Below are 12974 nucleotides of genomic sequence, written 5' to 3'. Positions count from 1 at the left end.
TTTACCATTCATTCATCGCTTAGGCAGGATCGCCAAGCGGCCAAATAACAGGTCGTTCCAGGCTGAGATACCAAAAACAGGGTGTCTGATGTCAGTAAAAGAACTACACAGTATTTGAATAACCTCTTGCAAGGATGCATTGATGCGGGCCTCTCCGGCCTTGCCAATGACATAAAAATCAAGAGAGTGAATGAACATGAAAAACCTAATCAAGATGCTGGCCGTCGCAGGCCTGATGACTGCCGGTGTTGCCCAGGCTTCCGTTCCTGCCGATTTCAATGCCGCCCCTGGCGTATTGTTCGTGAACTGGCATGCCAGCGTGACCATGGCTGGCAAGGCCAACCCCATGCTGGAGGTACGCGACGAGTCTGGTGATCTGGTGGCCTCCGTCCATGCCAACCTGACGGGCACCCAGCAGGTGCAGATCCCGAGCCGCGCCCAGGGCAACCTGACAGTGAGCCTGGGGGATCAGAGCAGCGACTACCGTATCCCCTTTGGCATCGGCAGCGGCAACCCGCGCTGATCCCGCCTCGCGACCGACGCTTTCACTCCATCCGGTTGCCGCAAACCGGCCAGAAAGCGTGGGTGAGCCCCATGACAAAGGCGCCATAATGGCGCCCTTGTCGTTTCTGCCGGCTGGTCAGCGGCTACTGGGTAAACACGGGGCCAAAGCCGGATCCCCAAAGAATGGCCGTGGCTGCCAGCACGCAAACCAGCAGCACCAGGCCGACTGTGACCACCGAGCTGGCGTAGATGAACCCCTGCTCCTTGGGAATGTGCATCAGGATAGGCACCCCCACATAGAGCAGGTACACCGAGTAGCTGAGCCCGATGAGACCGATGATCATCATGAACCAGAGGTGCGGGAAAAACGCGGAGAAACCGACCATGAACAGCGGCGTGGAGGTGTAGGCCGCAAGCTCTAGCGACGTCGTGTAGCTGGGATCAGAACCGAAGGTATGGCCCATCCAGTGCACCAGATAGGAGAGCGCGAGGACGCCGATGATGAGCGTCACGTACATGGCGATCGACAGCATGAGGGCGCTGTTCGCGGTCAGGGTGATGGGCTCACCGACGCCAATGCTCCAACCTATGTGCACGGCGGAATAATAGGCACAGATGGGTGGGATAAGGGCCACGATCAGGATATGAGTCAGACTGTTTCGGAAACTGTCATGCCTCTCGTCTATGGTATGCCATTCGGTGTGAGGATGTGCATACAATCCCCATAAGTGATTCAATATCATAGCGTTATTCCTTCTCTGCTTCGATTGTGGACTGTTCGATACCGCTCTCGCTCCCCTGTCTTTATCTCGTGCAACGCTAGGCGCACCATCCATCGCAAGCGCGACCCATGACTCTAAATAAAGTCGCTCCACTGCCGGTGCGTCAAGGAAGAACGCCATCCCCGCCGTGCTGGCGGGTCCTGGGGGTTGGCCAGCCCCTGGCGGCGGGGCAAGTGGTGCCGTCGCCGCCAGCGCTATCGTCAATACTGCTTGGTCTTTGAAGCAAAACCGGCGAGGAAGAGGCCGGTCAGAAACATGCCGCAGAACGCCTCTATGGCCGACAACAACTGGAGGGGAGAGGAGGTCTGGGAGATATCGCCGTAACCCAGGGTCACGAAGGTCACTATGCTGAAGTAGAGGGAGCGCCCCAGATGGCCATGGGTCACGGACTCCGGCGCCAGGAAGTAGGTCAGGGTCGCCAGCAGTATGACCCCCATCGACATCAGCAGGCTTCTTATGGGCCGCTCGCCAAATCCCCAGGTGATGAAGCTGACAAACTTGCTGGCGCACTTGAGGTAGCACAGCAGGGAGAGCCACCCCTTCGTGATCAGGCCGCTGCGCAGCCAGCGCTCCCTGAACAGCTCCCTCGGGCTTGCCAGGGATTTCATCTCGTGCAACTTCTCCTTGTAATAGCATTCACCGGCATCGACGGTGTCCCCCACGCTGGAGAAGATGCGTTTGGCATTGCGGTACAGCTTGCTGGCCTCGTTGTGATCTATCCGGCCATTCTCGTTGTAGACCACCTGCACCTTGTCCAGATTGGTGTGCTCCATGGTGGCATCGAAGTTCTTGGCACTGACGTTGAAGTTTTTCAGCACGGCCCGGGAGGAGTGAAAGCGGATCTCCTCGCACTCTATGGTGAAGTCCTGAAACACCCCGTCCTCCAGCGCCAGCTCCCGCTTCTTGGCCCAGGCCCTGTGATCCCACAGCAGGGAATCGAACAGATCGAGCCCGATCACCCCGCCGTTCACGCGTACTCCCTTGGCCGAACAGTGCCACAGATAGACCTTGGAGTTGTTGACGGCGCCATCCAGCGAGAGCTCGTCGAGGCAGGTGAAGTCCAGCAGACGGCCGGAGATGATGGGGCTCTTGAGCTCGACGCCGCCGATGTTGAGCAGGCGATGCTTGCCCAGCACCTGGGCCTCCCCCTTGTTGTTCTCGGAGACGGAGAGCAGGCTCTGCACCCGCTTCACCTCGGTTTTGCCATGCCTGGCGGCCAGCCACATGACATAGGGCTCGAAGCGCGTCTCTGAGCGGACGAGGCCGCTCTTGCGCAGGGACTCCAGCGCGCTCGAGGCGGTCTCATAGAGCCTTATCTTGTCGTCGCTCATATAGACGCAGAGGCTGAGCACGGATCGCGAGCTGATGAAGCGGGCGATGCCGATCTGGAAGATGACGCTTTTCTCTATTTTCTGATCTGTCATCCAGTCGTCGAAATGGGGCAGCGAGGCCACCAGCAACTCCCAGATCAATGGATAGTCATTCTCCCGCCGCCACTCGTTGAATTGTTCGGGAGAAAGCTGCCACAGCTCGGTCGCATTCATAGATTACCTCGATCATGGATTTGTCCCTCCCAGAGTTGACGAGGGAGCGGATCAGGAGCCTGTACGCCCAAAGAGAGATACCAGTTCCCAGAAAACGGGGGATCACAGGCCGGTCACGCCATCATACTAGCCGAGAGGATGGCTGTAACTCACTGACAGGAAAGGTATAAGAGGCGGGGTGCGACAAGCCGTTACGGGGCTGAAGAGGGAGCCGGCAGCAGGATCGCCCTGCCAGGCGGTTTCGCCCGTCCGGGAAGCTGGAGCCCGGACAAGCAAGAGGGGATGCCATGGCATCCCCTCTTCACATCAGCTGAGCTGACGTCAGCTTATTGCTGTACTTCCTGCACGCCGGAGACGCGGACTTCGACGCGGCGATCCGGTGCCAGGCAGGAGATCAGCTCGTTCTTGCCCTTGACGCCGTCACACTGGGTGCCGGTGACAGGGTCGGCTTCGCCGCGGCCCTCGATGGCGATCTTGCTGGTGGCCAGGCCCTGGCTCACCAGGAAGTCGGCCACGGTACGGGCGCGGGCTTCGGAGAGCTGCTGGTTCTGGGCATCGGAACCGATGCGATCTGTGTAGCCAACGACGATGGCGCTGCCATCCTTCGGTTGGAATTCAACGATCTGCTGGTACAGACCGCTCAGGGCTTCCACCCCTTCCGGCTTCAGATCTGCCTTGCCAAAGGCAAACAGCACGTCGGAGTTCAGGGCAAAGTTCTTCTCGACAACCACAGGGGCCGCTGCTGCTACGACAGGAGCAGCAACAGGCTCAACGTAGGAAGTGCGGAACGGGTGATATACGGCTTCCAGCGTCGCTACGCTCTGGTTGGACTTGTACTGCTCACCGGTGGAGGTGGTCAGGTCTGCCACGTCCCACATGTAGCGGTAGCGCGCCTGCAGATCCAGGGCATCGTTCAGCTTGTAGGTCAGACCGACGCCAGCCAGCGGAGAGACACGGGTGTCGCTGTTGTCCAGGCCGTCGGTATGGGCCCAGTAGGCACCCGCCTCACCGAAAAGGGAGAAATCTTCGCCAAGGGGCAGACGGGCGATACCGGACAGGGTCGCACCCTGGTTCTCGTAACGCTCACCATCGGCACTACCACGACCAGCGTACTGGTAACCCAGTTCGGCACCGAAGGTCTCGTTGAAGTTGTAACCCATGAAGAGGTTGGTCGCGGCGGCATCTTCAGTGCCGGTTTCGACGGCAGCGTTGTTCAGGCCGTTGAAATGAGCGGCACCGACACCGGCACCAAAGTAGATGTCGTCGGTAGCGTGAGCAGCTGTGGTTGCCAATGCCAGTGCAATCCAGACAGGGGTCAGTCTTAAGTTCATGTATAGCCTCATCAATACTAAATGGCGGGCGTTCGGCCCTTGTTATATGTGGTTTCCATTTTATAGATGAAATCATGTACAGGACCTTAAGCGCAGGCTATTTACCGCCCATTTTACTGCTTGTTTTTCATGCACTTCCCGATTTTGAACGGAAAAACGTTTTCACTCGATAGCGGGTCTTCCATGCCCTGAAATACGGGAGCCTGAGGAGCCATGGGATTATCGAGCACATAAAAAGAGACCCTTGTCTTGCGACAAGGGTCTCTTTGGAATGGCTCCTCCTACTGGACTTGAACCAGTGACATACGGATTAACAGTCCGCCGTTCTACCGACTGAACTAAGGAGGAATTGTAAGTGGTGCCCAGAGACGGAATCGAACCGCCGACACGGGGATTTTCAATCCCCTGCTCTACCGACTGAGCTATCTGGGCAAATGGTGCCGGCTACCGGAATCGAACTGGTGACCTACTGATTACAAGTCAGTTGCTCTACCTACTGAGCTAAGCCGGCACACTTAAACTATTGTGCATGAACAAATTTTTCTTTCATGACACCAAATATGGTGCCCAGAGACGGAATCGAACCGCCGACACGGGGATTTTCAATCCCCTGCTCTACCGACTGAGCTATCTGGGCGTGGGCGCTATTAAACGGATTTTAAGGCGGGTGGTCAACGGGAAATTTCACTTTTCGTCTCGTTCGTCTCTTTTTTGCGCAGCATCACTCATTTTAAGCACTTCTGGGGGGGAAGCAGTGCCTCGGCGGCCCCAGAGTCGGGATTCCTCACCCCTGAGCAGGCGGGTAATGTTCTCGTGATGGCGCACCAGAATGAGACAGGAGAGCAGGGAGACCGGCAGGGTATATTCCGGTTTGAGCAGGTAGGTAAAGAGCGGTGTCAGCAGCACTGTAATGATGGAGGCCAGCGACGAGTAGCCGCTCACCAGCAGCACCAGCAGCCAGGTGGCGATCGCGGCGCCCCCCATGGCAAAGCCGATGGGCAGCATGGTGCCGAGCGCAGTGGCGACTCCCTTCCCCCCCCGGAAGTGGAAGAAGATGGGGTACATGTGACCCAGACAGGCAGCGACGCCGATGAACCCCAGGTAGACGGGCTTGATCTGCAGATACCAGGCGAGGTAGACGGGAGCCATGCCCTTGAGCACGTCGAGCAACAGGACGATGAGCGCGGCCATCCGGCCACCGAGGCGCAGCACATTGGTCGCCCCCGGGTTGTGGGAGCCATGGTCGCGGGGATCCGGCAGACCCGTGAGGCGGGAAACCAGCACGGCGCTGGACAGCGAGCCGCCCAGATAGGCCAGAATAATCATCAAAATCGTCAGGGCCATCATCTTGGTCGTTTTTACCACGATATGAATGGGGTATGATGCGGGCCACATTCTCTGGTCTGGGCTTGCCCGAAAGCCTGTCGCCCAAACCGGCCGCCAGCGGCAATCGGCTTGCCAGGCCTGCATCCCTGCGCTGTTTTCACAGCCCATCAAGAGTAAAGAAGAAGTACTGTCATGGACAAGGTGTTTATTCGCGGACTCGAGGTTTTGACCACCATAGGGGTATATGAGTGGGAGAAAGGCATTCGCCAGAAGCTCTGTTTCGATCTCGAGATGGGCTTTGACAACCGACCCGCCGCCGCAACCGACGATATCAATCTGGCACTGGACTACGCCACCCTCTCCCGCAAGATCTGTGATCACGCCCAGAGCAAGATCGTCGAGCTGGTCGAAACCATGGCCGAGCAGGTGGCCGCCCTGGTGCTGGCCGACGAGCGGGTGCAGTGGGTCAAGGTCACCCTGACCAAGCCGGGTGCCGTGCCCAATGCCGCCGGAGTCGGGGTCGAGATCCTGCGCCACCGGACCCCGGCCGCGAGCGCCTGCTGATGACCCGCATCTATATCAGCCCGGGATCGAACCAGATAACAGGGAGCGCTGCATGACCCCTATCTACATCAGCCTGGGATCCAACATCGAGCGGGAGCGCCACATCCGTGCCGGCCTCGATGCCCTGCATGCCGAGTTTGGCGAGTTGCAGGTTTCCCGGGTGTTCGAGAGCGAGGCGGTGGGCTTCAACGGCCGCCCCTTCTACAACCTGGTGGTGGGGGCCGAGACCGAGCTGCCGCTGGCGATCCTGTGCCAGCGGCTGCGGGCCATGGAGTTCGCCCACGGCCGCGAGCCGGATGCCAAGAAGTTTGCCCCCCGCACCCTGGATCTCGATCTGCTGCTCTATGGGGACCTGGTCTGCGACGAGCCTCTGGTACTGCCCCGTGGCGAGATCCTCACCAACGCCTTCGTGCTCTGGCCGCTGGCGGAGCTGGCCCCCGGCCTGCGCCATCCAACCGATGGCCGCACCCTGGGCGAGCTGTGGCAAGGCTATGACAAGGCCTCCCAGCGCCTCGACCCCATCCCCTTCCACTGGATGCCGAGCGGCATCCTGGCCGATATCCAGGCCTGATCCGCGCCGGCATGGGCGCCCGGGCGGTTTCCTCCGGCCGGGCGCCCTCGCCCTTCCGAACGCGCTCCGCCTCAGGTCAGGGGCGACGCCAGACTATTTCGCTACATGACAGTGGGATGACAGAACCCATCGAATCCCAAACGCGAAACCGGCGGAATAAAATGCTAAAGCCACCTTCAGAATATATCTTCGGCGCCGATACGCTAGCCATCTCCTTTGCCCCTTGAGGTCGTCGTGAACGTCAAACAGAAACTTGTGTTATCCGCCATCCTGGTGGCCGGGATCCAGGCCGTCGTCATGGGGGTCATGTTTTACTTCTCCGGGCAGGAGTCGCGCAGCAACGCCGAGATGTTGCAGGCCAAGCAGGTGGAGGCCGATCTCATCGCCCTCACCCTGCAGGAGAGAGAGTTCCTGTTGAGCCGGGACCCCGCCGCCGCCACCGCCTTCACCACCCAGAGTGACCAGGCCAGCCGTCTGCTCGCCGAGATGGCAAGAGACCATGAGGGCATGCAGCAGGCCGACATACTGGACTTTGCCAACCAGCTCAAGGAGTACAGCCGCCAGTTCGAGACCCTGCGCGCCCAGCAGGAGAAGATAGGCCTCACACCGACCAGCGGCCATTACGGCGCCCTGCGTCAGGCCATCCACGCACTGGAGCAGGAGCTCAAGGCCCGGGGCCAGCAGCAGGAGAGCCTGCTGATGCTGCAACTGCGCCGGGACGAGAAGGACTTCATGCTGCGCCGCGACATCGGCTATCGCGCCAAGTTCGAACAGAACCTGGCCCCCCTGGCCGAGGCGCTCGCCGGTGAACCGGCCCTCGCCGCCCTGCTGGAACGCTACCGCCAGAACTTCCTCGCCCTGGTCACAGAGGAGCAGCGCCTGGGTCTGAGTGCCAGCGAGGGGCTGAGGGGCGAGCTCAATCGCAGCGCCGAGCAGATGCGCCAGGCGGGCATGACCCTGACCCAGGCCCTGACCCGGGAAGCCGACGTCACCCATGAACGCACCCTCAGGGTCATGGTACTGCTCTGCCTCCTCGGCATACTGGCCGCCCTCGGCCTCAACCTTCTGATCGGTCGCGACGTCATGACCGGCCTGCAACGGCTGGCGGACACCATGCGCCGGGTCACCGCCAGCAGCGATCTCACCCTGCGCGCCCGCATCGGCTCCAGGGACGAATTTGGCGCCATGGGCCGCGACTTCGACACCATGCTGGAGCACTTCAACCAGGTCATAGGCCAGGTCGTCTCCTCGGTCACGGATCTGGAACGCCTCACAGCCCAATTGCAGCGCAACGCCAACGCCGCCCAGGAGGGTACCCAGCAGCAGTTGCAGGAGAGCGATCTGGTTGCCACCGCCGCCACAGAGATGGAGAGCACTGTGCAGGAGATCGCCAGCAACACGGAGAGCGCCGCCGAGAGCGCTCGTACCACCAACCAAAGCGCCCAGCAGGGGCGGGAGAGCGTGGAAACCACGATGGCGGTGATCCATTCCCTCTCCGCCAAGCTGGAAGCCTCGGGCCGGGAGGTGATCGCCCTGGCCGAGGAGAGCCGTCAGGTAGGCAATGTGCTGGAGGTGATCCAGGCCATCGCCGAGCAGACCAACCTGCTGGCCCTCAACGCAGCCATCGAGGCCGCCAGAGCCGGCGAGCAGGGACGAGGTTTCGCCGTGGTCGCCGACGAGGTGCGCAACCTGGCCATGCGCACCCAGCAGAGCACCAGCGAGATTGCCGCCATAGTCTCCGGCTTGCAGGCCCGAACCCAGAGCGTGGTCACCCTGATCGGCGAGTGTCGCACCCAGGGGGAACGCAGCGTCGAGGCCGCCGGAGAGGCAAGCACCCAGCTCGCCAACATCACCCGTCAGATGGACCAGATGATGGACATGAGCACCCAGATAGCCACGGCGGTCGAAGAACAGAGCTCGGTGGCGAGCGAAATCAATCGCAATGCCGTGGTGATCCGCGACATCGCCAACAACGCCCTGACCCAGGCCGAACAGAACAGCCGCGCCAGCCAGAACGTGGCCGAACAGGCGAGCCTGCTCCACCGGGCGGTCGATCAGTTCAGGGTCTGATCCCCCAATGAGAGAGGGCGGCCAGGGCCGCCCTCTTTTTTTGCCGCGCCACCCGCGTGGTCATCAGACCGGACCTTGACGTCGTCCCTCCTTCACATCGTCTCTGGCCAACTGGGCGAAGACCTGCTCCACCCGCGTGGCTATCAGACCGGATCTTGGCGCCGTCCTCCCTTCACATCGTCTCTGGCCAACTGGGCGAAGATCAGCGCCGCCAGCATGGACATCAAACCGATGCACAGATAGGTGAGGTGGAAGCCGCCGAGCCAGCGTTCGCTCGCCTGTGCCGGCTGGCCGGCGGAGAAGAGCCCGAGCAGGCTGGCGGCGATGGCGACCCCCAGGCTCATGGAGAGCTGCATCACCACCGACAGCAGGCCGTTGCCGCTGCTGGCGTGTTCGGCACTCAAATCTTGCAGGGTCAGCGTATTCATGGCGGAGAACTGCAGGGAGTTGATGGCACCGAAGACCGCCAGCCAGACCAGCAGTACCCAGTGCGGCACCTGGTTGTCGATGAAGTAGAAGCTGGCGATCATCACCCCCAGCACCAGGGTATTGCCGATCAGGATGCGGCGATAGCCGATGCGCGGGATCAGCTTGTTCACCAGCGTCTTGGTCAGCATGGCACCGATCACCGTGGGGATCATGGTCATGCCCGCCTTGCTCGGCGAGAAGCCCAGCCCCAGTTGCAGGAAGAGCGGCGTGAGGAAGGGCATGGCGCCGCTGCCGAGGCGGGCGAACAGGTTGCCCCAGATGCCGATGGCGAAGGTGGTGGTCTTGAACAGCGCCAGGCTGAAGAGCGGCTGCGCCACTGTGGCGGCATAGAGCCAGTAGCTGGCCATGGCGGCCAGACCGAACAGCAACGCAAACAGGGCCCAGCCGGTGGAGATGCTGTGCTCCCCCAGCCCCTGCAAGCCCACCGACACCAGCACCATGCCGACGCTGAACAGCACGAATCCCTGCCAGTCAAATCTGGCGGTGTGCTGGCGCAGATCGGGCATGAAGTACCAGCTGGCGATGAAGCCGAGCACGCCCACCGGCAGGTTGATGAGGAAGACCCAGTGCCAACTCGCCACCTCCACCAGCCAGCCCCCGAGCGCCGGGCCCATGAGGGGCCCCAGCAGACCAGGGATGGTGACGAAGGACATCACCCGCAACAACTCGTGCTTGCTGTAGACCCGCAGCACCGCAAGGCGCCCTATGGGCATCAGCAAGGCCCCGCCCACCCCTTGCAGCACCCGGGCGGCGACCAGCATGGGCAGGGTATTGGCGGCCGCACAGGCCAGGGAGCCCAGGGTAAACAGCAGTATGGCGGCCAGGTAGACGCGGCGGGTGCCGAACCTGTCCGCCAGCCAGCCGGAGGCAGGAATGAGCAGGGCCACCGTCAGCATGTAGGCGATGATCACCGACTGCATCTGCAGCGGGCTCTCCCCCAGGGCCTCTGCCATGCTGGGCAGGGCGGTGTTGAGTATGGTGCCATCCAGCGTCTGCATGAAGAAGCCGACCGCGGTCAGCCAGGGTAGCCACTTGCGTTGGGCGGGGGTCACCAGGTGAGTGCTGTCAGGCATGAGTCTTTGTCTCCTCAACAGAAAAGAAAAGACCCGCACGGGCGCGGGTCATATCAGCATATCAGGCATCCGGCTGGCCGAGCATGGCTCTGAGCTGCTCTTCCAGACTGGGCTCCGGGGCCCTGAGGGTCTCCATGAAGAGTCGCTCTATCCCCGCCTTGTCCTGGCTCTTCACGATAAACACCAGCCGGGACTGGGCCTTGCCCTCGGGCCACTCCCCCAGGGCCTGCAACGGATAGAGCTGGCCGTGCACCCCGTGGATCACCACGGGCTGGCTCTCTCCCTCCAGCTGCAAGATCCCCTTGAGGCGCAGCAGGGCGTCGCCATACTGGGCCTGCACCGCATCGATGGCGGCCAGCAGGCGGGACGGCTTGAGCGGCTCGCCGATACGCAGGGAGAAGCTCTCTATGTTGCCATGCTCGAAATGGGTCGGTGCGGCCGTGCCCACCTTGGCGGCGAACGGCTTCATCTTCGGCTGCATGGGGGAAGCCAGCCCCTGCCTGGGGGATTCGGTGCGCAGCCAGGCCAGCAGCTGGCGCAGGTCGCGCCCCGCCGCCTCGTTGTAGGCGCCGAGCTTCTCCAGCACTGAGGGTGAGAGCACGCCGTTGCTGACCCGCTGGATGGGGGCCGCCGGGTTGAGGGAGGCCAGCTGGCTTTCGACCCGCACCAGAGTCTCTTCCTCCACCAGGTCCCCCTTGCTCACCACCAGCAGATCCGCCAGGGCCACCTGCTTGACCGCCTCGTATTGCTGGCCGAGCTGCTGCTCGATATGGCCGGCATCCACCACTGTCACTGTGCCATCGAAGCGGTAGCGCTGGGCGATGAAGCCCTCCTCCTTGAGGGTAAAGAGCACGGGCGCGGGATCCGCCAGGCCAGTGGTCTCGATGATGAGTCGCTTGAAGGGTTTTATCTTGCGCTGGATCGCCTTCATAAAGAGCCCCTGCAACGCCTCCACCAGGGAGCCCTGCACCGAGCAGCAGATGCAGCCGGAATCGAGCAGCACCACCTGCTCGTCCACCTGCTGTACCAGGTGATGATCCAGCCCCACAGAGCCGAACTCGTTGATGAGCACGGCGCACTCGCCGAGCTCCGGCTGCTTGACCCAGTGGTTGAGCAAGGTGGTCTTGCCGCTGCCGAGGAAGCCGGTCAGCAGGGTCACGGGGATACGGGTGTCTTGTGGGTCGGTCATGTCACATCCTTAGCGCCTGTCGTCATGGGGCTTGAAGAGGCTATCTCTTCCCCTCCTCCCCAACCCTTCTCCCACCAGGGAAGAAGGGAGCAAAAAATATCGCCCCTTTCCAAGGGGCCATCCTCACCGGTTGGCGAACAGCTCGCCGAGCCAGCGGTTTTCGAAGCGGCCATGGGGATCGAGCTCGCGCTTCAAGGCCAGGAAGTCGTGCCAGCGCGGCAGCAGGGCCGGGAAGTCGTAGAGATCCATCGCCAGGTGCTTGCCAAAATGCGGCGTGCCGCCGAGCGGCACCAGCAGTTGCTGCAGCTCGCGCATCTGCTCCATGGAGCCGCCCACGAAGGTGCCGTCCGCCGCCAGATAGACCAGGAACCCTATCCAGCACACCGACTTGCCATAGGCGGCACTGAGCCAGGCCTCGGAGGGGCCGGTGCAGCGCAATATGAAGGGGTAATGCAGCGCTCCCGGGTTGCGCTCCTGCCAGTGCTGCAGGATCGCGAGGGCCTCCTGCATGCGCTCGAGGGGCACAGCCACCTCGCAGTTGATCTGGGGCGCTGGAATCCCCTTGCAGAGGATCTGGTAGACGTTGCCCACCAGGTCAGAGGCATCCTTGAAGCGGCGCACCGTCTCGAAGTGCTCGCCGCGGCGCGCCTCGTCCTTGGTGTCCCGCGCCATCTTCTGCAGGGTGGCGTCTATGGTGTCATTGAGAGCGGCGTTCATGGCGCTGCCAACGTCCTCCTCCAGCAGCAGTGGCTCGCTGCCCCCGGCGCGGTAGCGGGCCACCTCCTCCTCGGAGGCGGGATCCACCAGCCAGATGTGGCTCTCGCCGGTCCAGGCGAACCACCAGCTCTTCACGAAGCTGTGTTCACGGTTGAGCCGCTCGTTGTGTTCCAGCAGGAAGGGATAGTCGGTGGTGAACTTGGTGCAGCGCATGATGCGGTTTGGCACAGTGCGAAGGCGCACGTCGAGCAGCACGCCGAGCATGCCCATGCCCATCACGAAGGCGCCGAAGCGCGGATCGGTGCGATCCACTTCAATGATGTCCCCATTGGCCAGCATCACCGTCAGGGCTTCCACCGCATCGCATAGGGAGGACTGGTGCAGCCCCTGACCGTGGGTGCCTGTGCTGAGCGCGCCCCCCAGGGTCTGGATGCCGATGACGCCGGGGGACGCCGGCAGCATCCTATCCATGGCGATGAGATCCCCATAGACGGTATCGAGGGGCGTGCCCGCCTGGTAGGTGACGGTATCGGCGGTTTTCGCCAGCTGGCCGCGCAGATGGTGCAAATCCACCAGCAGCGCCTGACTGCCCTCGGCATAGACGCTGTGGATGGGTTCGAAGGAGAGGCCGGAGCCGATGAGCCGCAGCTTGCGTTCCGGGTATTCCCGCAGCAGCTGCTGCAGCTCGTCGCGATTCTTCGGACGCCACACCTGATCCAGGGCGCCGAGGGGGTTGGTCCTGGACCAGTTGAACAGCACCTCCCGATTGCCAATCGCCTTGATGCTGTGAAATGCCTGGAACCTGACCGTCATA

11 protein-coding genes and 4 tRNA genes are annotated in these 12974 nt (G+C 61.9%); 4 read left to right on the top strand and 11 right to left on the bottom strand.

Translation table 11 applies throughout. The features are described from left to right. Positions 1 to 190 precede the first annotated feature (190 nt). On the top strand, positions 191 to 523 hold the full coding sequence (locus WIR04_RS02490; protein ID WP_338890202.1) for a hypothetical protein: 333 nt from the start codon (positions 191 to 193) through the stop codon (positions 521 to 523). Between the two features lie 124 nt (positions 524 to 647). Here the strand turns inward: WIR04_RS02490 and WIR04_RS02485 are convergent, their stop codons facing one another. The 8 genes from WIR04_RS02485 to plsY all read right to left on the bottom strand — a co-directional run bounded on the left by WIR04_RS02485 (position 648) and on the right by plsY (position 5508). Beyond that, positions 648 to 1247, bottom strand: a complete 600-nt coding sequence (locus tag WIR04_RS02485; protein WP_270824766.1) for a Yip1 family protein — start codon at positions 1245 to 1247, stop codon at positions 648 to 650. Positions 1248 to 1486: 239 nt separating this feature from the next. Further along, entirely contained in the window at positions 1487 to 2830 is a 1344-nt protein-coding gene (locus tag WIR04_RS02480; RefSeq protein ID WP_338890198.1) for a potassium channel family protein, read from the bottom strand. 326 nt (positions 2831 to 3156) lie between these two features. Beyond that, positions 3157 to 4161, bottom strand: coding sequence for an OmpA family protein (locus WIR04_RS02475; protein WP_307765774.1), 1005 nt, complete (start codon positions 4159 to 4161; stop codon positions 3157 to 3159). Positions 4162 to 4433: 272 nt separating this feature from the next. Further along, a tRNA-Asn gene (locus tag WIR04_RS02470) sits at positions 4434 to 4509 on the bottom strand. 8 nt (positions 4510 to 4517) lie between these two features. Continuing rightward, a tRNA-Phe gene (locus WIR04_RS02465) sits at positions 4518 to 4593 on the bottom strand. A 3-nt stretch (positions 4594 to 4596) separates the two neighbouring features. Beyond that, positions 4597 to 4672 (bottom strand) — tRNA-Thr (locus tag WIR04_RS02460). Between the two features lie 50 nt (positions 4673 to 4722). Continuing rightward, a tRNA-Phe gene (locus WIR04_RS02455) sits at positions 4723 to 4798 on the bottom strand. A 47-nt stretch (positions 4799 to 4845) separates the two neighbouring features. Continuing rightward, complete coding sequence (gene plsY / locus WIR04_RS02450; protein WP_338890194.1) at positions 4846 to 5508, bottom strand: glycerol-3-phosphate 1-O-acyltransferase PlsY; 663 nt, start codon at positions 5506 to 5508, stop codon at positions 4846 to 4848. Positions 5509 to 5679: 171 nt separating this feature from the next. On the opposite strand from plsY, the gene folB reads away from it, so the two are divergent. The 3 genes from folB to WIR04_RS02435 all read left to right on the top strand — a co-directional run bounded on the left by folB (position 5680) and on the right by WIR04_RS02435 (position 8692). Further along, positions 5680 to 6051, top strand: a complete 372-nt coding sequence (gene folB / locus WIR04_RS02445; protein ID WP_338890192.1) for a dihydroneopterin aldolase — start codon at positions 5680 to 5682, stop codon at positions 6049 to 6051. 52 nt (positions 6052 to 6103) lie between these two features. Further along, complete coding sequence (gene folK / locus WIR04_RS02440) at positions 6104 to 6622, top strand: 2-amino-4-hydroxy-6-hydroxymethyldihydropteridine diphosphokinase (RefSeq protein ID WP_338890190.1); 519 nt, start codon at positions 6104 to 6106, stop codon at positions 6620 to 6622. Positions 6623 to 6919: 297 nt separating this feature from the next. Continuing rightward, positions 6920 to 8692, top strand: a complete 1773-nt coding sequence (locus WIR04_RS02435; protein ID WP_420883456.1) for a methyl-accepting chemotaxis protein — start codon at positions 6920 to 6922, stop codon at positions 8690 to 8692. 143 nt (positions 8693 to 8835) lie between these two features. Here the strand turns inward: WIR04_RS02435 and mdtD are convergent, their stop codons facing one another. The 3 genes from mdtD to WIR04_RS02420 all read right to left on the bottom strand — a co-directional run bounded on the left by mdtD (position 8836) and on the right by WIR04_RS02420 (position 12973). Further along, positions 8836 to 10254, bottom strand: a complete 1419-nt coding sequence (mdtD, locus tag WIR04_RS02430; RefSeq protein WP_338890186.1) for a multidrug transporter subunit MdtD — start codon at positions 10252 to 10254, stop codon at positions 8836 to 8838. A 61-nt stretch (positions 10255 to 10315) separates the two neighbouring features. Next, positions 10316 to 11443, bottom strand: a complete 1128-nt coding sequence (locus WIR04_RS02425; RefSeq protein ID WP_338890184.1) for a GTP-binding protein — start codon at positions 11441 to 11443, stop codon at positions 10316 to 10318. A 123-nt stretch (positions 11444 to 11566) separates the two neighbouring features. Beyond that, entirely contained in the window at positions 11567 to 12973 is a 1407-nt protein-coding gene (locus WIR04_RS02420; protein ID WP_338890182.1) for a D-arabinono-1,4-lactone oxidase, read from the bottom strand. Between the last annotated feature and the right edge of the window lies 1 nt (position 12974).

The organism is Aeromonas rivipollensis (genome assembly GCF_037811135.1).
Classification (GTDB): Bacteria; Pseudomonadota; Gammaproteobacteria; order Enterobacterales; family Aeromonadaceae; genus Aeromonas; species Aeromonas rivipollensis.
Note: the sequence above shows the minus strand (reverse complement) of the source record. Positions and strands in the feature narration are given on the sequence as shown.

Coding starts and splice junctions, on each gene's coding strand:
- WIR04_RS02490 (WP_338890202.1), top strand. CDS start 191: ATGAACATGAAAAACCTAATCAAGATGCTGGCCGTCGCAGGCCTGATG.
- WIR04_RS02485 (WP_270824766.1), bottom strand. CDS start 1,247: ATGATATTGAATCACTTATGGGGATTGTATGCACATCCTCACACCGAA.
- WIR04_RS02480 (WP_338890198.1), bottom strand. CDS start 2,830: ATGAATGCGACCGAGCTGTGGCAGCTTTCTCCCGAACAATTCAACGAG.
- WIR04_RS02475 (WP_307765774.1), bottom strand. CDS start 4,161: ATGAACTTAAGACTGACCCCTGTCTGGATTGCACTGGCATTGGCAACC.
- plsY (WP_338890194.1), bottom strand. CDS start 5,508: ATGATGGCCCTGACGATTTTGATGATTATTCTGGCCTATCTGGGCGGC.
- folB (WP_338890192.1), top strand. CDS start 5,680: ATGGACAAGGTGTTTATTCGCGGACTCGAGGTTTTGACCACCATAGGG.
- folK (WP_338890190.1), top strand. CDS start 6,104: ATGACCCCTATCTACATCAGCCTGGGATCCAACATCGAGCGGGAGCGC.
- WIR04_RS02435 (WP_420883456.1), top strand. CDS start 6,920: ATGGGGGTCATGTTTTACTTCTCCGGGCAGGAGTCGCGCAGCAACGCC.
- mdtD (WP_338890186.1), bottom strand. CDS start 10,254: ATGCCTGACAGCACTCACCTGGTGACCCCCGCCCAACGCAAGTGGCTA.
- WIR04_RS02425 (WP_338890184.1), bottom strand. CDS start 11,443: ATGACCGACCCACAAGACACCCGTATCCCCGTGACCCTGCTGACCGGC.
- WIR04_RS02420 (WP_338890182.1), bottom strand. CDS start 12,973: ATGACGGTCAGGTTCCAGGCATTTCACAGCATCAAGGCGATTGGCAAT.